The organism is Nocardioides scoriae (assembly GCF_900104965.1).
GTDB classification, from domain to species: Bacteria; Actinomycetota; Actinomycetes; order Propionibacteriales; family Nocardioidaceae; genus Marmoricola; species Marmoricola scoriae.
Window position 1 is genome coordinate 1,130,480 of sequence record NZ_LT629757.1, and the last position, 21,006, is coordinate 1,151,485.

Annotated in this window: 18 protein-coding genes and 1 pseudogene; 8 read left to right on the top strand and 11 right to left on the bottom strand. The window is 74.2% G+C overall.

Annotation, left to right across the window (positions count from 1 at the left end; translation table 11 throughout):
- Positions 1–55: 55 nt before the first annotated feature.
- The 3 genes from BLU55_RS05440 to BLU55_RS05450 are packed head-to-tail and all read right to left on the bottom strand — an operon-like array spanning position 56 to position 4,571.
- Positions 56–2,401, bottom strand: coding sequence for a transketolase-like TK C-terminal-containing protein (locus tag BLU55_RS05440; RefSeq protein WP_091726991.1), 2,346 nt, complete (start codon positions 2,399–2,401; stop codon positions 56–58).
- Positions 2,398–3,621, bottom strand: a complete 1,224-nt coding sequence (locus BLU55_RS05445; RefSeq protein WP_091726993.1) for a CaiB/BaiF CoA transferase family protein — start codon at positions 3,619–3,621, stop codon at positions 2,398–2,400. The genes BLU55_RS05440 and BLU55_RS05445 overlap by 4 nt, the downstream gene beginning before the upstream one ends.
- Positions 3,618–4,571 (bottom strand): hydroxymethylglutaryl-CoA lyase, encoded by a 954-nt coding sequence (locus BLU55_RS05450; RefSeq protein ID WP_197681108.1) that lies wholly within the window; start codon positions 4,569–4,571, stop codon positions 3,618–3,620. Before BLU55_RS05450 ends, BLU55_RS05445 begins: the two co-directional genes overlap by 4 nt.
- A 142-nt stretch (positions 4,572–4,713) precedes the next feature.
- On the opposite strand from BLU55_RS05450, the gene BLU55_RS05455 reads away from it, so the two are divergent.
- Positions 4,714–5,613 (top strand): SCO6745 family protein, encoded by a 900-nt coding sequence (locus BLU55_RS05455; protein WP_091726998.1) that lies wholly within the window; start codon positions 4,714–4,716, stop codon positions 5,611–5,613.
- Positions 5,614–5,659: 46 nt separating this feature from the next.
- Here the strand turns inward: BLU55_RS05455 and BLU55_RS05460 are convergent, their stop codons facing one another.
- Both BLU55_RS05460 and BLU55_RS05465 read right to left on the bottom strand, forming a co-directional pair.
- On the bottom strand, positions 5,660–6,679 hold the full coding sequence (locus BLU55_RS05460; RefSeq protein WP_091727001.1) for a zinc-dependent alcohol dehydrogenase: 1,020 nt from the start codon (positions 6,677–6,679) through the stop codon (positions 5,660–5,662).
- A gap of 1 nt (position 6,680) precedes the next feature.
- Positions 6,681–7,181 (bottom strand): DinB family protein, encoded by a 501-nt coding sequence (locus BLU55_RS05465; protein ID WP_091727004.1) that lies wholly within the window; start codon positions 7,179–7,181, stop codon positions 6,681–6,683.
- A 263-nt stretch (positions 7,182–7,444) separates the two neighbouring features.
- On the opposite strand from BLU55_RS05465, the gene BLU55_RS19360 reads away from it, so the two are divergent.
- Together BLU55_RS19360 and BLU55_RS05480 are read left to right on the top strand one after the other, a co-directional pair.
- Entirely contained in the window at positions 7,445–7,828 is a 384-nt protein-coding gene (locus tag BLU55_RS19360; protein WP_157682744.1) for an LLM class flavin-dependent oxidoreductase, read from the top strand.
- A gap of 91 nt (positions 7,829–7,919) precedes the next feature.
- A complete protein-coding gene (locus tag BLU55_RS05480) occupies positions 7,920–8,378 on the top strand; it encodes an OsmC family protein (protein ID WP_091727012.1) in 459 nt (152 codons plus the stop codon).
- A gap of 10 nt (positions 8,379–8,388) precedes the next feature.
- Here BLU55_RS05480 and BLU55_RS05485 read toward each other — a convergent pair whose 3' ends face one another.
- From BLU55_RS05485 to BLU55_RS05495, 3 genes are all read right to left on the bottom strand, one after another.
- Complete coding sequence (locus BLU55_RS05485) at positions 8,389–9,291, bottom strand: SDR family NAD(P)-dependent oxidoreductase (RefSeq protein WP_091727014.1); 903 nt, start codon at positions 9,289–9,291, stop codon at positions 8,389–8,391.
- Complete coding sequence (locus tag BLU55_RS05490; RefSeq protein WP_091727017.1) at positions 9,288–10,472, bottom strand: zinc-dependent alcohol dehydrogenase; 1,185 nt, start codon at positions 10,470–10,472, stop codon at positions 9,288–9,290. The genes BLU55_RS05485 and BLU55_RS05490 overlap by 4 nt, the downstream gene beginning before the upstream one ends.
- A 732-nt stretch (positions 10,473–11,204) precedes the next feature.
- Positions 11,205–13,283 carry a PAS domain-containing sensor histidine kinase gene (locus BLU55_RS05495; RefSeq protein WP_172833872.1) on the bottom strand — a complete coding sequence of 693 codons (2,079 nt, stop codon included), beginning with the start codon at positions 13,281–13,283 and terminating at the stop codon, positions 11,205–11,207.
- A 352-nt stretch (positions 13,284–13,635) separates the two neighbouring features.
- Between BLU55_RS05495 and BLU55_RS05500 the strand changes: the two genes are divergently transcribed.
- Entirely contained in the window at positions 13,636–14,256 is a 621-nt protein-coding gene (locus tag BLU55_RS05500; RefSeq protein ID WP_091727023.1) for a class I SAM-dependent methyltransferase, read from the top strand.
- A gap of 81 nt (positions 14,257–14,337) precedes the next feature.
- Here BLU55_RS05500 and BLU55_RS20125 read toward each other — a convergent pair.
- From BLU55_RS20125 to BLU55_RS05515, 3 genes and pseudogenes are all read right to left on the bottom strand, one after another.
- Positions 14,338–14,688: pseudogene (locus tag BLU55_RS20125) on the bottom strand (B12-binding domain-containing protein); the annotation flags it as partial.
- A 48-nt stretch (positions 14,689–14,736) separates the two neighbouring features.
- Complete coding sequence (locus tag BLU55_RS05510) at positions 14,737–15,993, bottom strand: MFS transporter (RefSeq protein ID WP_231917060.1); 1,257 nt, start codon at positions 15,991–15,993, stop codon at positions 14,737–14,739.
- Positions 15,994–16,033: 40 nt separating this feature from the next.
- The gene (locus tag BLU55_RS05515) at positions 16,034–17,008 is read right to left on the bottom strand and encodes a LysR family transcriptional regulator (RefSeq protein ID WP_231917061.1); all 975 of its coding nucleotides are present in this window, start codon (positions 17,006–17,008) and stop codon (positions 16,034–16,036) included.
- Positions 17,009–17,124: 116 nt separating this feature from the next.
- Between BLU55_RS05515 and BLU55_RS05520 the strand changes: the two genes are divergently transcribed.
- From BLU55_RS05520 to BLU55_RS05535, 4 genes are read left to right on the top strand one after another with little or no spacing between them, the layout of a single operon-like run.
- Positions 17,125–18,255, top strand: a complete 1,131-nt coding sequence (locus tag BLU55_RS05520) for an FAD-dependent monooxygenase (RefSeq protein WP_091727032.1) — start codon at positions 17,125–17,127, stop codon at positions 18,253–18,255.
- Between the two features lie 42 nt (positions 18,256–18,297).
- On the top strand, positions 18,298–19,248 hold the full coding sequence (locus BLU55_RS05525) for a VOC family protein (RefSeq protein WP_197681109.1): 951 nt from the start codon (positions 18,298–18,300) through the stop codon (positions 19,246–19,248).
- 7 nt (positions 19,249–19,255) lie between these two features.
- Positions 19,256–20,248, top strand: a complete 993-nt coding sequence (locus tag BLU55_RS05530) for a fumarylacetoacetate hydrolase family protein (protein ID WP_172833873.1) — start codon at positions 19,256–19,258, stop codon at positions 20,246–20,248.
- A complete protein-coding gene (locus BLU55_RS05535) occupies positions 20,245–20,985 on the top strand; it encodes an SDR family NAD(P)-dependent oxidoreductase (RefSeq protein WP_091727035.1) in 741 nt (246 codons plus the stop codon). The genes BLU55_RS05530 and BLU55_RS05535 overlap by 4 nt, the downstream gene beginning before the upstream one ends.
- Positions 20,986–21,006: the final 21 nt, after the last annotated feature.

The following is a 21,006-nucleotide window of genomic DNA, read 5'->3' on the forward strand; positions in this document are numbered from 1 at the left end:
GGGACGACCCACCCGACCACGGACCGGTCGGCCCCGTCGTGGTCCCCGGGGCCGGTCAGCGGCCCAGCAGGTCCAGCGCGGCCCCGGCGACCGAGCCGGCGTCGATGCCGTGGATGCGGTGGGCGTCGGGCAGGTCCGAGGACTGGCCGAAGTCGCTCACGCCCAGGCACCGGATCCGGTCACCGCGGGCTCCGGCCAGGAAGGCGAGCGTGTGCGGGTGGCCGTCCAGCACGGTGACGAGCGGCGCCGGGTGGGCAGCCGGCAGCAGCAGGTCGAGGACGTCGCTGCCTCCCGCTGAGCGGCTGCCCCGCTGCTGGAAGGACCGGAAGACCAGGTCGGGGCTGGTCAGGCACACCACACCGGCGACGACGCCCTGCGCCTGCAGCACGCGCGCGGCCTCGAGGACCTCGGGCAGGATCGCGCCGACGCCGACCAGGGTGACCTGCTCGGTCGCGGGGTCGTGGTCGGTGATCCGGTAGCCGCCCGCCACGGCGTGCTGGCGGCGTCGCTCGGCGAGCACCTCGTCGTGCGGCACCCGCGCCAGGGCCGGGTCCACCGGGCGCGTCGAGAGCCGGAAGTACGCCGAGGTGCCGCCGGCCACGCCGACCTGGGACATCGCGTGCAGGAAGCACCACTCGAGGTCCTGGGCGAAGGCCGGCTCCCAGGCCACGCAACCGGGCTGCTCCAGCCCGATGGACGGGGTGGAGACCGACTGGTGGGCCCCGCCCTCGGGGGCCAGCGTCACGCCCGAGGGGGTGCCGACCAGGATGGACTGCCCGCCGGCGTACATCCCGAAGGACCAGGGCTCCAGGGCCCGCCCGACGAACGGGTCGTAGAAGGTCGCGATCGGGATCAGCCGCTCGCCCCACCGCGACCAGGTCGCGCCGAGCTCGCCCAGCAGGCCGACGGTGTTGACCTCGGCGATGCCGAGCTCGACGTGCTGGCCGGTCTGCGACTCCGACCACCGCAGCACCCGCTCGGCGTCGTCGGCGAACCAGTCGCGGCGCTCCGTGACCGACCAGACGCCGGTCTTGTTGATCCAGCCGCCGAGGTTGGTCGACGAGGCGACGTCGGGGCTGCAGGTGACGACCCGGGCGGCCACGTCGGGCGCGTCGCGGACCAGGTCCGAGAGCAGCCGGCCCAGGACGGCCTGGGTCGAGACGGTCTTGCGGTGCGGGTGGCCCAGCGACGTCGGGACCCGCAGCGGGCCCGTGGGGCTCACAGTCACCCGGCTCAGCTGCTCCCCGCGGCGGCGGGCCAGCGCGGCGGCGTCCGAGCCGGGGTCGAGCGGCGCCCACGGGTCGTCGAGGTCGGTGCCGCAGGCGCGGGCCAGCGAGGCCATCTGCGCCTCGTCGAGCAGGGCGGAGTGGTTGCTGGGGTGGCCCTCGGTCGGGAGCCCGCGGCCCTTGACGGTGTAGGCGAAGACCACGGTCGGCCGGTGGTCGTCGACGGCGCCGAACGTGTCGACGAGCAGCCCGAGGTCGTGGCCGCCCAGGTCGCGGACGGCCTCGACCAGCTGCTCGGTCGTGAGGGAGTCGAGCAGGCCCCGCAGCTCGGCGGAGGAGTCGGAGCCCAGCACCCGGTCGCGGACCTCGGCGGGGTCCACGCGCAGCATCCGCTGGTACTCCTCGTTGGGCATCGCCTCCAGGCGGTGGCGCAGCTCGGACCCGCCCGGACGGTCGAACAGCGCGGAGACCAGGCGGCCCCACTTGAGCGTGACGACCTGCCAGCCGGCGGCCTCGAACATGGCCGCGAGGCGCTGCACGGCGATGTCGGGCACCACGCGGTCCAGCGACTGCCGGTTCATGTCGACCACCCACAGCAGCTCGCCCAGGCTGGCCACCTGCGGGTCGGCCACGGCCTCCCAGATGGCGCCCTCGTCGAGCTCGGCGTCGCCCAGCAGGCTCACGAACCGGCCGGCGGGCGGGGCGTCGGGGAACTGCGAGCGCACGTAGCGGTGCGCCATCGCCGCCCACAGCGTCGCCGTCGCGCCGATGCCGACCGACCCGGTCGAGAAGTCGACGGTGTCGGGGTCCTTGGAGCGCGAGGGGTAGGACTGCAGGCCGCCCCGGGCACGCAGCGTCGGCAGGTACGCCGGGTCGAGGTCGCCCAGCAGGAAGTTGATCGCGTGCAGCACGGGCGAGGCGTGGGGCTTGACCGACACCCGGTCCAGCGAGGTCAGCTCGTGGAACCACAGCGCGGTGCAGATGTCGACCATCGAGGCGGAGGAGGCCTGGTGGCCGCCGACCTTGACCCCGGTGGCGTTCGGGCGGCCCCGGTTGGCGGCGTCCACGATGGCCGCCGAGAGCCACAGCACGCGCTGGGAGACCTCGCGCAGCACCGCCACGTCGGCGGCACCCCGCTCCCCGGTGCGGTGGTCGTCCTCGTGCAGGGCGGTCATCCGGTCTCCTCCTCGGTCCGTGGGGTCCGTCCGAGGACCTCCTCCAGCAGCCACCGGGTGTCGGCCCCCAGATCGGGGCCGAGGTGGCGGATCGGCAGCGAGGTCTCCCCCAGCACCGGCACCACGCCCGGGAAGGCGACGGCCCGCTGCTCGCCGTCGACGTCGACGGCCTGCTCCTGCACCATCCCACGGCTGCGGTACTGCTCGTCGCCGACGATGTCCTCGGCGCGGTAGATCGGCCCGGCGGGCACGCCGGCGTCGTCCAGCACCCGCAGCGCGTCGTCGCGGTCGTGCTGGCGGGTCCATGCCTCGATGGCCTCGTCGAGCTCGTCGCGGCGGGCCCAGCGTCCGGCGTTCCCCGCGACCGTCGGGTCCTCGGCGAGGTCGTCGCGGCCGATCGTGCGCATCAGCCGCACGAAGATCGAGTCGCCGTTGCCCGCGACCACGATGGACGCCCCGTCGCGGCACACGTAGGCGTTGGACGGGGCGATGCCCTCCATCCGGCCGCCGGTGCGCTGCCGCGTCACGTCGTACGCCGACCAGTCGGGCACCAGCGACTCCATCATCGAGAACACCGCCTCGTGCAGGGCCACGTCGACGTGGCGCTCGGCCGGCGAGACGACCTCGGCCGACGTGGCGCGGCGGCGCTCGCGGTCCAGCAGCGACATCACCACGCCGAACGCGGCGTACAGCCCGGCGATCGAGTCGCCGATCGAGACGCCCACCCGGGCGGGCGGCCGGTCGGGGTCGCCGACCAGGTCGCGCATGCCGCCGAACGCCTCGGCGACCGCGGCGAAGCCCGGCCGGCCCGACAGCGGTCCGGTCTGGCCGAAGGCCGAGACCCGGGCGACGACCAGCTCGGGGTTGACCTCGGCCAGCACGTCGGCGCCCAGCCCCCAGCGGTCCAGGGTGCCGGGGCGGAAGTTCTCGATGAGCGCGTCGGAGCGGGCGAGCAGCTCCAGCACCGTCTCGCGGCCCTCGTCGGTGCGCAGGTCGAGCTCGACCGACCGCTTGCCGCGGTTGATGGTGCGGTAGAGCAGCGACGTGTCGCCGCCGTACAGCCGCCAGGTGCGCAGCTCGTCGCCGGTGCCGGGCCGCTCCACCTTGACGACCTCGGCGCCGAAGTCGGCCAGAAGCCGGCCCGCGGTCGGGGCGGCGATGTAGTTGCCGAGCTCGACGACGCGCAGGCCGGCCAGGGGCTGCTGGGGGTCCAGGGTCACGACGCCGCTCCGCCCAGCAGGTCCCCGGCCCGGCCGAGCAGGGCCTGGACCGGGCTGTCGAGCTCGCCCGAGAGCCAGCTCGCCGTGTCGACCAGGGACCCCAGCGCGTCGACGTCGGCGCCCTCGACGGGGACCCCCGAGCGGCGCAGCAGGTGGAGCAGGTCCTCGGTGGCGATGTTGCCCGTGGCCGCCGGCGCGAACGGGCAGCCGCCGAAGCCGCCGACCGAGGCGTCCAGCGAGACCCGTCCGCCGTGGCCGGAGAGGTCCAGCGTGGTGGCCGCCCAGGCGTTGGCGTAGCCGGTGTTGCGGGTGTTGTGGAAGTGGAAGCGCAGTCCCGGCACCCGGGCGTCGCCGCGGACCAGCTCCGCCAGGGCGTGCACCTGGCTCGGCACCCCGACGCCGATGGTGTCGGCGAAGGCCAGCTCGTCGATCCCGAGGTCGGCCACGCGCTCGACGACGCGGGCCACCTGGGCGACCGGCACCTGGCCCTGGAAGGGGCACCCGAAGGCCACGGCCAGCGTCACGCTCGCGCGCTTGCCGGCCTGGCGGGCGACCTCCACCGCGGCGGCGGCGTGCTCGAGCCCCTGCTCGACGGTCACGCCCTGGTTGCGGGTGGCGAAGTCGTCGGTCACGGGCAGCACGATGTTGAGCTCGTCGCAGATGGTCTCCGCGGCCCGCTCGGCGCCGCGGCGGTTGAGCACCAGGCCGATCAGGGCGACGTCGTCGCGCGGCGTCAGACCTGCCAGCACCGCCTCGGCGTCCGCCATCTGCGGGACCCGGTCGCCGCGCACGAAGCTGACCGCCTCCAGGCGTCGCACCCCGCCCTCGACCAGGCGCTCGACCAGGGCGGTGCGCGTCTCGACGGACAGGGTCCGGGCCTCGTTCTGGAGCCCGTCGCGCGGGCCCACCTCCACGAGGTCGACCACGGGGGCGGACGACGGATCAGTCAACGGGGGCCTCCTCGATGCCTCGCTGCAGCCTGCCAACACCGGTCCGGACCTCGATATCCGGGGGGCGCACCACCGTGTCCGCTCCCAGCAGAAGGTGGCGCCGGGCCTGGTGCGCCGCCCCTCCCGGGGGCAGCATCCCGCCATGGACTACACCGAGGCACAGGCCGCGTTCTTCACCGACCGCCCAGGAGAGGTGCACGACCTCGACTGGAGCACCCCCGCCCGCCGGCTCCGCGACGCGGTCGAGCCGCTGGCCACGATCTGCTTCTGGAGCGAGCCGTCGTACGACGCGTACGCCGCCCTGGGACTGGACTTCCTCCAGGGCTACGTCTACAGCCGGGCCAGCGTGCTGGGCGACGTCGAGCCGGCGGTCGCCGCAGCGGCGTTCGGGGTCTTCGAGCCCGGGCTGGTCGCCGGCCTGTTCGCCTCGGCCCGCGAGACGGCCTCGGTCGCCGACGTGCGGGCCGCCAAGGAGCGGGGCGCCGTGGCGGCCCTGCGCGAGTGCCTCGGGGAGCCGGCCGAGCTGGCCGAGGTCGTGGCCGTGCTGCGCCGTGCCACCGACGCCGCCGACCCGACGGGTCGGGCCCTGCACGCCGGGCTGAGCGGCCTGGACTGGCCCGAGGACCTGCTCGGCCAGCTGTGGCACGCGTGCACGGTCCTGCGCGAGCACCGCGGCGACGGCCACCTCGCGACCCTCGTGGCGGCCGGGGTCGACGGTGTGCAGGCCAACCAGCTGACCGAGCTGTGGGTCGGGTGGGACGCGCTCGCCTACACCGGCTCACGGGCGTGGAGCCCCGAGGCGATGGAGGCCGCCACCGGCGCCCTCGAGGAGCGCGGCTGGGTGCGCGACGGTGGGCTGACCGACGCGGGCCGGGAGTTCCGCGAGGAGCTCGAGGCCACCACCGACCGCTCGGTCGCCGCCGCGGTCGCGGCGATCGGCGACGACCTCGACCGGGTCGTGGGGATCCTCGGCGGCTGGGCCCAGCGCGTCGTGGACCGCGGCTGGTTCCCGCCGGACCCCTACAAGCGCGCCGCGGGCTGACGCGTCGACGGGCCCCGGGGAGGTCCCCGGGGCCCGTCGGTGCCGCTCAGGGGTTGACGACGACCTTGATCGCGCCGTCGCTCTTCGACGACGCCACGGCGAACGCCTCGGCGACGTCGTCGAGCGAGAAGCGGTGGGTGACGACCGGGTCGAGGTCGATCCGGCCGCTGCGGACCAGCTCGAGGCTGCGCTCGTACTGGCCGCGGCCACCGTTGCCGCCGACGCCGAACACGGTCAGCGTCTTGGCCATGATCGGGATGACCGGCAGCGGCGGCAGGTCGTTGGCCCAGCCGATGTGCGCGACCTTGCCCTCCTTGCGCACCGCGTCGAGCACCATCGCCGAGGACGACGGGAACCCGCTGGTCTCGATGACGATGTCGGCACCCGCGCCGTCGGTGAGGTCGAGGATCGCCTGCGTGGCGTCGGTCTTCGTGACGTCGATGCAGTCGCTCGCGCCGTACGCCCGGGAGACCTCGAAGGGCGCCTCCCGGGCGTCGGTCACGATCAGCCTGCCCGCCCCCGAGAGGGCGCACAGGCGGGTCAGCGCGAGGCCGATCGGTCCCTGACCGAGGACGACCACGCTCTCGCCGAGCACGATCCGCAGCCGGTCGACGGTGTTGAGCCCGACGGCCAGCGGCTCGAGCAGCGAGGCCTGCCACGCCTCGACACCGTCGGGCCGCGGGATCAGGTTGACGACCGGCACGGCGATCCGCTCGGTCATGCAGCCGTCGGACCACAGCCCGATCAGCTTCTTCTTCTTGCAGTCGAACGGCTTGTCGGTGAGGCACTCGGGGCACTGGCCGCACGGCAGCGACGGCTTGACGGCCACGGCCCGCCCCACCCACGACTCGTCGACGCCCTCGCCGACGCTGTCCACGCGGCCGGAGAAGTCGTGGCCCGGGACCCGCGGGAACGGCGTGTCGATGCGGCCGTCGTACTGGTGGACGTCGGTGCCGCACAGCGACGCCGACTCCACCTGCACCACGACCCACCCGGGACCCGCCTCGGGCTCGGGCCGGTCCTCCAGGACGACCTGCTCCAGGCCCGTCAGGACGGCGGCGCGCACCTCAGACCCCCTCGGGGGCGAAGTCGCGGTCGCGCATGATGTCGAAGGCCTGGTCGACGTGGCCGGAGGCGTGCCCGATGATCAGCGGCGTCCAGTCCTCCACGGTCATGGTGCCCAGGTCGGGGATCGTGACGCTGCGGGACAGGACCTCGGTCGGCACCGCGGCACCCGCGGTCGTCAGCGTCCGGCGGGTGCTGGCCAGCTGCTGGCGGGCCAGGTCGATGGTCGGCGGCGGGTAGCCGGTCATGTCGTGGCCGACCTCCTCGCGGAAGACGAACTCGAGGTCCGGGTCGGCCTCGAGGCGCTTGACGTCGCCGAGCCACAGGATCGAGCACAGGTTGATGTGCGAGACCACCTGGGCCACGGTCCAGCCGCCGTCGCGGTGGGCCCGGTGGAGGTCACCGTCCGCGAGCTGGGCCAGGGCGGCGTCGAGCCGCCCCAGGGCCGCGTCGGCGTCCTGCACCGCCTGCGTGATGGCCTCCGGCACCGGTGGTGCGCCCATGTCGTGCTCCTCTCCTGGGCCCCCGTCGTCGAGGGCAGTCGAGGCCGAGCCTCGTGCAGCGGCACCACCCCTCGATATCCGACGGGCGCACCGGGGTGTCCGCCTAGCGCACGACCGGGGAACGACCGGGGGACGACCCGTCCGGCCCCACGACCTCGCCCGGCCGGGCGAGCGCGGCAACGGGTCAGACCAGCGGCCTCAGCGACCGCAGCGCCTGGCTCGCACGCACCGCGCGACCCAGGTCGGCGAGGGCGCGCCCGTGGGTGAGGACCAGGTCACGGACCTCGGGCAGCAGCGCCCTGTCCTGCCTTGTCATCTGCCGCGAGACCGAGAAGGAGGCCAAGGCCGCGCACCAGGCGATCATCGACGCCGGCGACTGGCCCGGGGCCCAGATCATCATGTACGTCCTCGGCATCGAGAGCGCGTCCTTCGGCACCCAGATCAAGCAGTTCCAGGAGCGCTTCATCGCCGGCTGGGGCGGACCCAACCTCATCGGCACGCCCGAGCAGGTGGCCGAGCAGTTCCACGAGCTCCACGAGGCGGGGATGGGCGGCGCGATCTTCGGCTTCCTCGACTACGCGAAGGAGCTGAAGGAGTTCGGCGAGGAGGTCATGCCGCTGCTGCGCAAGGGCGGCCTGCGGCTCTGAGGGCGGGCCCGGCGAGCGGACGGGCGCGATCGTGCTTGAAGAATTAAGTAGTATCTAAGTCTACTTACTCTTTTTTTGATCGGAGCACGTCATGCCCCTCGTCCCCTTCGTCGTCGAGAGCCACGGCTCGGGTGTCGCCCAGGACATCACCGTGCAGGGCGAGCACGCCCACCGGTTCACCTCCGACACCTACCCGGCCTTCGGTGGCGAGGACTCCTCCCCCAGCCCGCTGGCCTACACGCTGGGGGCGCTGACGTCGTGCAACCAGATCAGTGCGCAGCTGGTGGCCAAGGACCTCGGGCTCCGGGTCGGCGCCTTCACGTTCACCGCGCAGGGCGACCTCGACCCGTCCGTCTTCGTGGGCGGCGCGCAGGGCGACGCCAACTTCCGCTCGGTCAGCGTGCAGGCGACCGTGGAGACCGACGCCGAGGGCGAGACCTTCGACCACTTCGTCGCCGAGCTCGAGCGGCGCTGCCCGGTGACCCAGCTCTTCCGCCGCAGCGGGCTGTCCTACTCCTCGACCTGGACGCCCCGGCCGCTCGGCGACTGAGGCGGCACTGCTAGCGCAGCTGCCCCCACACGTGGGGCCAGCGGCCCCGGACTGCCTCGCCCCGGGCGGGGGCGAGCACGTTGCCGGTGGTGGCCGGCTTGGTGCGTCCGTCCTGGCCGAAGCGGTCCATCAGCGGGGTCACGAGCCGGTCGAAGACGCCCGGCAGCCGGCGGAACCCGGTGACCATCAGCTTGTTGCCCCGTCCGACGTCGACGTCGCGGCGCTGCTGGTCGAGCCCCCGCACGCAGGCGGCGGCGACCCGCTCCGGGGTGGTCACCGGCGGCGGTGGGTTGCCGGCATGGCCGGTGACGGTCGCGGCGAGGTCGTAGATCGGGGTGTCGACGCCGCCCGGGGACACCAGCGTGACGCGTGTGCCGGGCAGGCGCCGGGCCTCGATCTGCAGCGAGCGGGCCAGCCCGGCCACGCCCCACTTGCTGACGGCGTACGGCGACATCCAGGGCGTGGCGATCTTGCCCAGCACCGAGCCGAGCAGCACCAGCGAACCGCCCCCGCGCTCCTCGAACACGCGCAGCGAGGCCCGCGCGACGTTGGCGGTGCCGACCAGGTTGGTCCGCACGACGCCCTCGAAGACCTCCGGGGGCACGTCCTGGAACCGGCCGTACGCCGCGACGCCGGCGGCGTGCACCACCCCGTCGATCCCGTCGTACGCGGCGACGGCGGTCGCCAGCGCCGCGTCGACGGCCGCGTGGTCGCCGACGTCGGCGGGCACCACCAGCACCTCGGCCGCCCCGCGGGCGGTGCACTCGCGAGCGACCTCCTCGAGCACCTCGACCGACCGGGAGACCAGGACCAGTCGCGCGCCCTCGGTCGCCAGCCGGTGCGCGGTCGCCCGACCGATGCCCGAGGACGCCCCGGTGACCAGGACGCGGCGGGCCGGCCCGGCGACGGTCACGGCTTCAGCACCACCTTGATGCAGCCGTCCTGCTTCTCCTGGAACAGGTCGTAGCCGTGCGGCGCCTGCTCGAGCGGCAGGTGGTGGGTGGTGAGGTCCAGGGTGCCGAGCGGGTCGGCGTCGTCGAGCACGACCGGCATGATGTCGTCGATCCAGCGCTTCACGTGGCACTGCCCGAAGCGCATCGTGATCCCGCGGTCGAACATCTCCATCATCGGCATCGGGTCGATCTCCCCGCCGTAGACGCCGCTGACCGAGACCGTCCCGCCCCGGCGCACGCACTTGATCGAGCTGTGCAGGGCACCGAGGCGGTCGAGGGCCATCCTGTCGGCCAGCGGGGCGGCCACGGCGTCGGGCAGCATCCCGACGATGCCGTGGGCGAGCTTGCCGAAGGGCGACCCGTGGGCCTCCATGCCGACGGCCTCGACCACGCAGTCGGGGCCGCGACCGTCGACCAGCTCGAGGAGGGCGGCCGGGACGTCGTCGACGCCCGAGTCGTCGAGGGTCTCGATGCCGTGGCGCTGGGCCATGGCCAGCCGCTCGGGCACGCGGTCGATGCCGATGACGCGGGAGGCGCCCAGGTGCTTGGCGATGCGGGTGGCGAACTGGCCCACGGGCCCGAGCCCGAAGACCGCGACGGTGCTGCCGGGCTGGACGTCGGCCCAGACGACGGCCTGCCAGGCGGTCGGGATGATGTCGGAGAGGAACAGGAAGCGCTCGTCGGGCTCGTCCGAGGGCACCGGGATCGGGCCGAACTGGGCCTGCGGGACGCGGAGGTGCTCGGCCTGGCCGCCGGGCACCGCGCCGTACAGGTCCGTGTAGCCGAACAGGCTGGCGCCCTTGCCGGTGGCGCGGTTCTGCGTGGTCTCGCACTGCGCCATCAGCCCGCGGGTGCACATCCAGCAGTGGCCGCACGAGATGTTGAACGGCACCACCACCCGGTCGCCCGGCCGGATGTGGGTGACCTCGGGGCCCACCTCCTCGACGATGCCCATCGGCTCGTGGCCCAGGACGGCGCCCCGGCCGATGAACGGGCCGAGCACCTCCATCAGGTGCAGGTCGGACCCGCAGATCGCCGACGACGTCACCTTGACGATGGCGTCGTTGGGCTGCTCGATGCGCGGGTCGGGGACGTCCTCGACCCGCAGGTCGCGCTTGCCGTGGAAGGTCAGTGCTCGCATGGGGAACGTCGCGTTGGTGGGGGTCCTCCTGTGCCCGATGCCCCGGGAACCACGCGGGACGCGCGCCGCACGACGGGCCGGCCACACGACCGGTCTGCGTCAGTGCGTGAGGGCGACCTCCACGAGGGCGACGGCGAACCCCAGGCACGCGAGGCCGATCCCCGTCCAGGACACCCGGCGCAGGCACTCGAGGAAGCGCCCCCGGGACTGGCCCGGCGAGTGGCGTACGGCCAGGACGCACCGTGGGAGCGTCCGCACACCCGACCACCCGGCGAGGCCCTGGGGCCGACGGCGGACGGCGGAACGACACGCTGACCGGCCCGACCCGCTGCCGGAGGGCCGAGAGCCCGACGACGCCCCGGGCCAGCGGCCGTGGTGAACCAGCGACGTCGGGACCACCACTGCCGTCGCTGAGGCGCCCTGGCCGGGCGCGCCGGAGTCCTGGTGGTGCCGCCCCCACCGCAGTCGCTCGCGTCCTACCCTCCAGCTCCGGCGGACACCACGGCGCGAGCGCGAGAAGCTCGACGCCCACGTCGCCGAGCTCGTGGACCGGCGTCGCGTCCTGCGCGCACAGCTGGACGACCGGGGCGAGCACCGCCCCGACTGGCGGGGCTGAGCGTCCCTGGCTTCTGCTCGCCGCTCCGCCTGCTCGTGCGAGTGCGAGCGCGCATGCGCGCGACCTCGACCGGGATCACAAAGCGCCACGGGGCGACCAGCAGCACCTGCACGACCTCAGCCGGTCTCCTCCTCGGCGGGCGTGGCCTCCGGCGGCGGGACGACCGGCGGCAGGCACGCCGTGAAGGTGCAGCCCTTCCCCGGCGCCGACGTCACCGTGAGGCCACCGCCGTGCTTCCGGGCGATGTCGCGGCTCAGGCTGAGGCCCATGCCGGCTCCCTCGATGGCGTGCTCCTCGGCGTACGAGCCGCGGACGAACCGCCCGAAGACGCGGGCCGCCTCCGACGGGGACAGGCCGACGCCCGTGTCGGCGACCGAGATCACCAGGCCGGCCGCGGGGTCGGCGCGCAACGTCACGGTGACGACCCCGGCGCCCGGCGTGTAGGTGACGGCGTTGTCGCACAGCTCGGTGACGAGCCGTCCCAGCTGGTCGGCGTGACCGCGGACCGGGAGGGGCTCGGACGGCAGGTGGACCACCACCTGGTGCCAGTGCTGCGCCTTCGACCCCCCGGGCAGGAAGGCCGCGGTGGCCGACCGCACGACCTCGGTCAGGTCCACCGTGGCCGCCTCGGGGCCGTCCGTCGCCGCGTCCGCGTCGTCGTCGCCGGCCCCCGTCGTCTCCAGCCTCGACAGCAGCAGCAGGCTGTCGATCAGGTGCAGGAGGCGCTGGCTGTTGGACTGGATCTTCCACAGGGCCGAGCGCTCGTTGGCCGGCCTGGTGACGCTGTCGTCGTCGGTGAGGATCTCGAGCCAGCCGATGATGCTCGTCAGCGGCGTGCGGAGCTCGTGGCTGACCGTGGAGACGAAGGCGTCCTTCGTCGCGGTGGCCTCCTCCAGCTGCGCCACCACCCGTCGCTCCGCCTCCCGCGCCGCGCCCAGGGCCTGCTCGGCGTGGAGACGTGCGGTCACGTCCTGCGCGGACGCGACGTGACCGACGACCTCGCCGTCCTCGGACTCGACGGCCACCAGCGACAGCGCCAGCAGGACCTCGTCGCCGGGAGCGCGGTGGGGACGCCAGTCCTGGGGGGTGGCCGCCAGGTCGCGACCCGACGCCCTCCGGTGGTTGCGCACCCTGTGCGTGACGACGGGTTGGGGCGAGCCGAGCTCGTCGAGCCGACGCCCGACCACCTCGGACTCGGGTCCGAGGAGGTTCGCCGCCGCCGGGTTCACCAGCGCGATGCGTCCGGTGGCGTCGAGCTCCATGAGGGCGACGCCCGGAGCGGTCGCGGTGATGTTCTCCAGGCGCGCGGCCGTCGTCGCGGCCTCCCGCGCACCGGTGCGGGCCCGTCCGACGGTGACGGACAGGGGCAGGCAGGTCAGCGTCGCTGCCAGGACGGCCAGGGCGACGGGGACCAGCTCGGCCGGACCCGGCGGCCCGGGCAGGAGCGAGAACAGGCCGCGACCCGCAGCGGTGGGAACGACGAGCGCGGCGCCGACCACGACCAGCTGCAGCGCGGTCTCGCGGAGGGGCGCGCGCAGGGCACCCCAGGCCAGCACCGGGAAGACCAGCACGGGGAAGGCCAGCAGCGGGGGCGCAGCCTGGTCGCCCGCGATGGCGGACCCGACCAGGAGGCCCAGCAGCACCGCCCAGCGGACGCACCGCCCGGTCGTGCCCTGGGCGCAGGAGGACGGCACCGCCCTGGCGACGACGCCCAGCAGGAGCAGGTGCGAGAGCCAGTGGAGCAGGAAGGCCGCCAGCGCGACGTACGCCCAGTCGTCCGCCCCCGTCAGCGCCGCCGCCAGCCCGAGGACGAGCCCACCCGCGGCCGCTCCCGCCGCGGTGCCGAGGAGGTACGACGCCACGTCGCGGTCCTCGGCCAAGTCGAGGCGGGGGCCGAGCCGGCGGACCAGCAGCAGCCTGGTCAGCCCAGCCTCCGTGACCACGCCCGCGGAGAGGACCACCGAGACGGCAACCGGGAGACCGCCCACGGCGAAGGACACCAGCGCGACGACGCCGATGGCCGTCCACCGCACCGGCTGGCTCGCGCGGTGGTCGACCGTCAGGAGCACCGACGCGAGCCCCACGGGCCACAGGGTCGCGACGAGGCTGCCGGAGGGCGACGCCACGGCGACCACGACGGCCGCGAGAGCCATCAGCGCGAGGACGACGACGAGGCGAGACCTGAGCACGCTCATGCAGGAGCACCCACCCGAGTCGATCGACACCACGCGAACCGGGCCGAGCTGCTCGACCGTCGTACGACTCGCGTCCCGGGGGGAGCGTATCCCCGCCGGAGGACTTTGGTCCGTTTTGTCGAGGATCGGGTCCGGTCGTGACACGCGGTGCCGACGGCAGCCGCCACGGGCCACCCGCGAGCCTCGACGATCGGGCCGCACGCCGTGCGGACGTGCCGGTGGCGCGGTCGCACGCGCGGACCCACGAGGCCTCGCCGGGCCGGTGGTCTCGGTCCGCGAGCGGACGGCCAGGGCCTCGAGCACCGACCGTCGGCGGGGGCTCTGGTGCCGGGGACCGAGACAGACTGGGGGCATGTCCGACCACGCCTGGCCACCCGGCTTCTTCGACCGGCAGGACCCCAGCGACGACGCCGCCTTCTACGCGCCGCCGCGGTTCGTCACCCACATCGACGACGACGCCGTCCGGGCGGTCTCCGACCTGTACGACGAGCTCGGCGTCCCCGACGGCCGGACCCTCGACCTGATGTCGTCCTGGGTGTCGCACCTGTCCCGCGCGCCGGTCGACGGACTCACCGTCCTCGGCATGAACGCACGCGAGCTGCACGCCAACCCCCTGGCCGACGAGGTCGTCGTCCAGGACCTCAACGTGGACCCGCGCCTGCCCTTCGAGGACGCGTCGTTCGACGCCGTGGTGTGCTGCGTCTCGGTCGACTACCTCGTCCACCCGGTCGAGGTGCTGCGCGACGCCGCACGGGTGCTGCGTCCCGGCGGCCTGGTGGTGCTCACCTTCAGCAACCGCTGCTTCCCGACCAAGGCCATCCGCGGGTGGCTGGCCACCGACGAGGACGGTCGCGTCGCGATCGTCCGTGACTACCTCGAGCGAGCCGGCTTCACCGACGTGAGGACCGAGCTGCGCACGGAACGCCGGCGGGGCGGCGACCCGTTGCACGCCGCCTGGGCACGCACCACCTGACGCTGTCCCCGCGGCGCTCCACGGGAACCACAGGTCACCGGAGACGACCCTCCTGGAGCTCGCCATGGCCAGGGCGTGCAGCGAGGCCTCGCAGCTCCCTGTGACGAGGTGCTCGTCGGCGATGTTGAGGCGGTTCGACTCCCACAGCTCGCCCACGTGGCGCTGCGCGGGGACGAGCAGCTCGTCGACTCCAGATCCCGGCCGAGGGAGCAGATGTCCGACGCCGCGCAGGCCGCCATCCTGCGGGACCTGGGCTGCGGCGGGGCGCAGGGTTGGCTCTGGGCACGAGCCGTGAGCCTCGACGAGGCTGTCCGCGCAGGTTGGTTGCGACGGACGTACTGACGGCGGCGCCCACGGCTCGGGTGGCGGCGACCAGCGAGTCCCGCACCTCGAGCGCTCAGCCCGGCCAGGAGGATCGCGAGCACCGCGCAGGCGCCACGCGCTGTCGCCGGCGGTCGCGCCCCGTTCCGGTCGAGCCGGCTAGCGCACCCGGGTCAGTCCGACCCGGGTGCCGGCGGCCATCGCGAGCGCGGCGACGCCGAGGGCCACGAGGGCACCTCCGAGGCCGCCGACCACCGCGGTCAGCGCCAGCACGAGGAGCGGGCACAGGAACTCGCCGATGAACAGCGCGGCGGTCCAGAGCCCGGTGCCGCGGCCGCGCTGCTGGAAGCCGAGCGGGGTGATGGCCCACACGAGCAGCGTGGGCAGCATCAGGCCGGTGCCAGCCGAGGCCAGGACCGCGCCGGCGACGGTCGGGGCGACGGCGTCGGTGGCGCCCATGAGGACGAGCCCGAGGCCGGCGAGGCCGAAGGCGACGGGCAGCAGCGCCGACGTGCCGCGACCCGCCACGCGACCGAACGTGAAGGCACCGACCGCGGTGGCGGCCGAGGCCAGGGCGGCCATGGCCCCGATGGTGGACACCGCGGTCACGCCGACCCTGTCGAGGGCGAAGGGCAGCTCGACGATGGGCGTGTAGAACACGACGCCGCCGAACAGCGTGACCGCTACAGCCGGCATCACCGAGCGCCACGGCACGGGCGGGAGCGCGCCACCGGGGCGGCCGGTGTCGGCGGGGTCGGCGGCGCCGCCGGTCGGCGTCCACAGCAGGCGGGCGGCGAGCACGGCGAAGACCAGGCTCGAGGCGTAGAGCCAGAACGGCGCCCGCCAGCTGACGGCGCCGAGCCCGCCGCCGACGGCGAAGAAGACGGTGGCCGAGACGCTGGCGAAGACCGTCTGGAGGCCGAGCCAGCGGTCGCGCTCGGCCCCCGAGAAGTAGTCGGCGATCAGGGTCGTGCAGCAGGTCATGATCGCGGCCTCGGTGACACCGACCCCGGCGCGGCTCAGCACGATCGCGGGGAGGCCGTCGAGCCAGAGCGGCGCGGTGCCGAAGGCGGCGTACACGACGAGGGCGACGACGAGCAGCCGGGTGCGACCGAAGCGGTCCACGATGCCGCCGGCGAACGGGGCCAGCAGGCCGATCATCAGGGCCGGGATCGTCAGCGTGACCGGCACCAGGGCCTCGACGCCGGGGGTGCCCGCGAAGGCGTCCTGCATGCTCGGCAGCACCGGGGCCAGCAGCACGGCGCCCAGGATGGGCAGGCAGCTGACGAACATCAGCAGCACGCCCTGGGTGCGGCCGGGGACCCGGTCGGTCCGCCGGTCGCGGGCGGGGCTGGCGGACGAGGTGGTCGGCGCGGTGGTGTCGGCCATGGCGTGCTCCTGGTGGCTGGTGCTCACGTGACGGGCGTCACGGGGCACAGCCTGAGCGCACGTCAGGTCAGCGGGGAAATAGATCCTGTTGCGGGCCACCATCAGCCTCGTGGATGGGCGAGGCGGCCCGGCCCGCTTCGGCGAGGACCTCGCGCAGCCACCGGTGGGCCGGGTCGGCGCGCAGCGACGGGTGCCACCAGAACGCCTCCTTGAGGGGCACGACGTCCCACGGGCACGCCAGCACGCGCACCCCCGCCGCGCCGGCGAGCCGCTCGGCCAGGCCCCGCTGGAGCAGCGCGACGCGCTCGGTCCCGGCGACGAGGAAGGGGACCGCCAGGAAGCTCTCCACCACGATCCGGACGTCCGGCTCCACGCCGATGCTGCGCAGCTGCTGCGCGGCCGGCGTGAACGCCGTCGGCTGGTGGTAGGTGACCACCCAGGGCAGCGTCGCGACGTCATCCATCGTGAGCTCCTCGCCGACCCGCGGGTTGTCCTGGGCCACGACGCACACCCAGGTGTCCTCGTAGAGGTCCACCACCGGGATGTCGGAGAGGAACCCGTGCGGCAGCACCAGGCCGTCGACGGTGCGGAGCACCTCGAGGGCGTGACCGACGTGGTAGGGCGTCTGCTGCTGGAACCGCAGCCGCACCCCGGGCGCCCGGGTCGCCACGATCGTGGCCAGGTGGTCCCCCAGGACGGTCGCGGCGTAGTCGGAGACGACCAGGGTGAACTCCCGCCGCGAGCACGCCGGGTCGAAGTCCGGCGTCGCGTCGAAGACCCGGGTGACCGCCGCCAGGGCCGGGGTGATCCGGCTGAGGAGCTGCTCGGCGAGCGGGGTCAGCTCGTAGCGGTTGCCGGTGCGGTGCAGCAGCTCGTCGCCGAAGTGTCGGCGCAACCGGGCCAGCGCCGCGGACACGGCCGGTTGGCTGAGACCGAGCCGGGCGCCCGCGCGCGTGACGTTGCGCTCCTGCAGCAGCGCGTCGAGCGCCAGCAGCAGGTTGAGGTCGAGGTTGCGCGTGCTCGGGCCGCCGGTGGAGGTCACGCGGGCGAGCATAGATCGCGTGGATGGATGCCATCGGAAGTTGGCGGTTCCGCGATGGCTGTCGTACGCCGCACAGTGGTGCCCGTCACAGCCACCGACCACCCCGGGAGCACGCCATGCCCGCCGTCCGATCAGTCCTCGTCGTCGGGGGCGGAGCCGCCGGAGCCGCCACCGCCGTGCTGCTCGCCGAGCAGGGGGTCTCCGTCGACCTCGTCGACATCGCCCCCGACATCGCCACCCACGGCTCGGGCATCACCCTCCAGGGCAACGCCCTGCGCGTGCTGCGGGAGCTCGGCGTCTGGGACGCCGTGCGCGAGCACGGGTACGCCTTCGACGGCCTCGGCCTGCGGGCACCGGACCCGCACGGCTCCCTGGTCGCCGAGCTCGACGACATCCGCACCGGCGGCGACGACCTCCCGGCCACCCTGGGCATGCCCCGCCCGACGATGGCGCGGATCCTGCTCGACCGGGCCGTCGCGGTGGGCGTGAAGGTCCGCTTCGCCACGACGTACACCTCCCTGACGCAGGACGCGGACGGCGTCGACGTGCTCTTCGCCGACGAGTCCACCGCTCGCTACGACCTCGTCGTGGGCGCGGACGGCATCCGGTCCTGGACCCGGCGGCAGCTCGGCATCCCGCTCGAGACGAGCAGCACGGGCATGGGCATCTGGCGCGTGTTCACCACCCGACCCGCGAGCGTCACCCGGACCGACCTCTACTACGGCGGTCCCTGCTACATCGCCGGCTACTGCCCCACTGGCGAGGACTCTCTCTACGCCTACGTCGTGGAGCGGGCCCAGGACCGCAGCACCCTCGGCCCCGACGAGCAGCTGGAGGTGATGCGCGGCCTCGCGGCGGCGTACCACGGGCCGTGGGACGAGATCCGCGAGCGGATGGACGACCCCACCCGGGTCAACTACACGTGGTTCGAGAGCCACGTGCTCGACGCCCCCTGGAACCGCGGGCGCGTGGTGCTCGTCGGCGACGCCGCCCACACCTGCCCGCCCACCCTGGCCCAGGGTGCCGCCCAGGCGCTGGAGGACGCCTCGGTGCTGGCCGAGGTGCTGCTCGCCGCCGACGTGCTCGACGACCGCGTCTGGGAGCAGTTCCACGCCCGCCGGGTCGACCGAGCGCGCACGGTCGTGGAGGCCTCGCTCCAGCTGGGCCAGTGGCTGCTCGACGGCGAGCGCGGCGACGTGCCCGGCCTGATGGGCCGCACCGCCGCGATGCTCCGCGACCCCGCCTGATCCGTCCTCCTCCCCCCGCTTCCCACCCACCCTGGAGACCCCGTGAACGACCCCGTGAACGACCGGCTCATCACCCACCTGCGCCACGTGGACCTCGCGGTCCCCGACTACGACGCCCAGCTGCGCTTCTACACCGAGACCTGGGGCCTGAGCGCCGAGACCACCGACGACGGCATCGCCTTCCTGGCCGCCGAGGGCTCGCCCGAGCAGTACTCGGTCCGGCTGCGCAAGGACGACGCCAAGCGCCTCGACCTGATCTCCTTCGGCGCCGCCGACGCCGCCGACGTCGACGCCCTGGCCCAGCGGCTGGGCACCGAGGGCGTGCAGCTGGTCAGCGAGCCCGACAAGCTCCAGACCCCCGGCGGCGGCTACGGCTTCCGCTTCTTCGACAACGACGGCCGCACCATCGAGGTCTCCTCCGACGTGGCCGTGCGGCAGCACCGCAAGGTCGAGGAGGGCGAGTCGATCCCGGTCAAGCTCTCCCACGTCGTCATCAACTCGCCCCACCCCGAGGCCACGGTCGCCTTCTACGACCGGCACCTGTCCTTCGCGCTCTCGGACACGCTGACCTCGCCGCACGTGGGCGACGTGATGTGGTTCATGCGGACCAACCGCTACCACCACAGCCTGGCCATCGCCCGCTGCCCGCACGTCTCGCTGCACCACGCCTCGTTCGAGATGCGCGGCATCGACGAGTACATGCGCGGCACCGGCCGGCTGCTGCGCGCCGGTGTGGAGAAGGTCTGGGGTCCCGGGCGTCACATGGCGGGCAACAACACCTTCAGCTACTTCCTCGACCCGCACGGCAACACCATCGAGTACACGACCGAGCTCGAGGAGCTCGACGAGGACACCTGGCACCCCCACCTCTACGACTTCTCCGACCCCGAGGTCACCGACCAGTGGGGCACCGCGAACCCGATGAGCGAGTTCGTGGCCAAGAAGTCGTTCAACGACCCCGACCGCGGCGTCTTCGTCGCGCCGCCGGTCTGAGGTCGCCGTGCGCCTGGCCACCTACCTCGACCCCGCCGGCACCCGCCGGGCCGGTGTCGTGGTCGAGGACCGCGTCTTCGCGCTGCCCGGTGACACCACCGTCGAGCAGCTCGTCGAGCGCGGTCTGAGCGCCGCGCTCGAGATGGGCGCGCGCGCCGTCACCGGGGAGGGCACCGCGCTGGCCGGCGTACGCCTCCAGGTGCCGCTGCGCCCCGCGAGCATCCGTGACTTCGTCACCTTCGAGGAGCACGTCGAGGGCGTGCGCCGCAGCATCGACCGCAGCAGCGGCGTGCCCGACGCGTGGTACGACGCCCCGACCTTCTACTTCACCAACCCGCACGCCCTGGTGGCCGCCGACGAGGAGGTCGCCTTCCCGGCCCGCAGCGTGGCCCGCGACCTCGAGCTCGAGGTGGCCGTGGTGGTGCAGGGCGAGGGCCGCTCCCTCGACGAGGCCGCCGCGCGGGACCACGTCTTCGGCTACACCCTGATGAACGACTGGTCCGCCCGCGACCTCCAGGCCCGCGAGATGCAGGTCGGCCTCGGGCCCGCCAAGGGCAAGGACTTCGCCACCTCGCTCGGCCCCTGGCTGGTCACCGCCGACGAGCTCGAGGACCGCCGCGACCCTGGTGGCTTCCTCGACCTCGCGTGCCGGGTGCTGGTCAACGGCGACGTGATCGGCGAGGACCGGCTGGCCCACATGGGCTGGACGTTCGAGGCGATGATCGCCCACGCCTCCCGGGACAGCCGGGTGGTCGCGGGAGACGTGATGGGCTCGGGCACGACCGGTCACGGCGGCTGCCTGGCCGAGCTGTGGGGCCGCCACGGACGCCAGGACCCGCCCCCGCTGCGCGACGGCGACGTGGTCACCCTCGAGGTGGAGGGCCTGGGCCGACTCTCCAACCGGGTCACCTCGGCGCCGGCCTCCCCCGCCGCCCCGGCCGTGAGCCGCCGCACGCCGGCCGAGCGGGACGCCGCCCGCACGGCCTCGGTGCCGTCGTGACGGCGCTGGCGGGACGTCGGGTCGTGGTCACGGGTGCTGCGTCCGGCATCGGGGCCGCCGTCGTCGAGGCCGTCCGCGAGCAGGGCGGCACCGCGATCGGGCTCGACGTGCGTGCCTCGGCCGACGTCCGCGCGCTGGACGTGCGCGACGAGGCGGCCTGGTCCGCCCTGGCGGAGGAACTGGCCGACGGGCCGGACGGTCCGCTCGACGGTCTGGTCTCCTGTGCCGGCGCGACCTGGCGCGCCCGCCTCGGCGAGGTCACCGCCGAGGCGTTCACGCAGGTGCAGGCCGTCAACGTCCTCGGGCCGCTCCTGGGGCTGCAGGCGCTGACGCCGCTCATGGGGCCGGGCGCCTCGGTCGTCCACGTCGGCTCGCTGGCCGCGCTCCAGGGCCACTACCCCGTCGCGTACACCGCCTCGAAGTGGGCGCTGCGCGGCCTGACCCACGCCGCGGCGCTGGAGCTGGGACCGCGCGGCATCCGGGTCAACGCGGTCCACCCGGGGTTCGTGGAGACCCCGATGACCGACTCCGCCTCCCCGGCCTTCCGCGAGGCCTCCGTCCGAGCCGCGTCGCTCGGGCGCACCGCTCGTCCCGAGGAGGTCGCCGCCGTCGTGTGCTTCCTGCTCGGCGAGGCCGCCTCCTACGTCACCGGCGCGGAGATCCCGGTCGACGGCGGCACCAGCTCCCACGGCGGCGCCAAGGCCGTCTCCGACGCGCTCCGCCCCTTCCTCCCCTGACCCGACCCACCACCTGGAGAA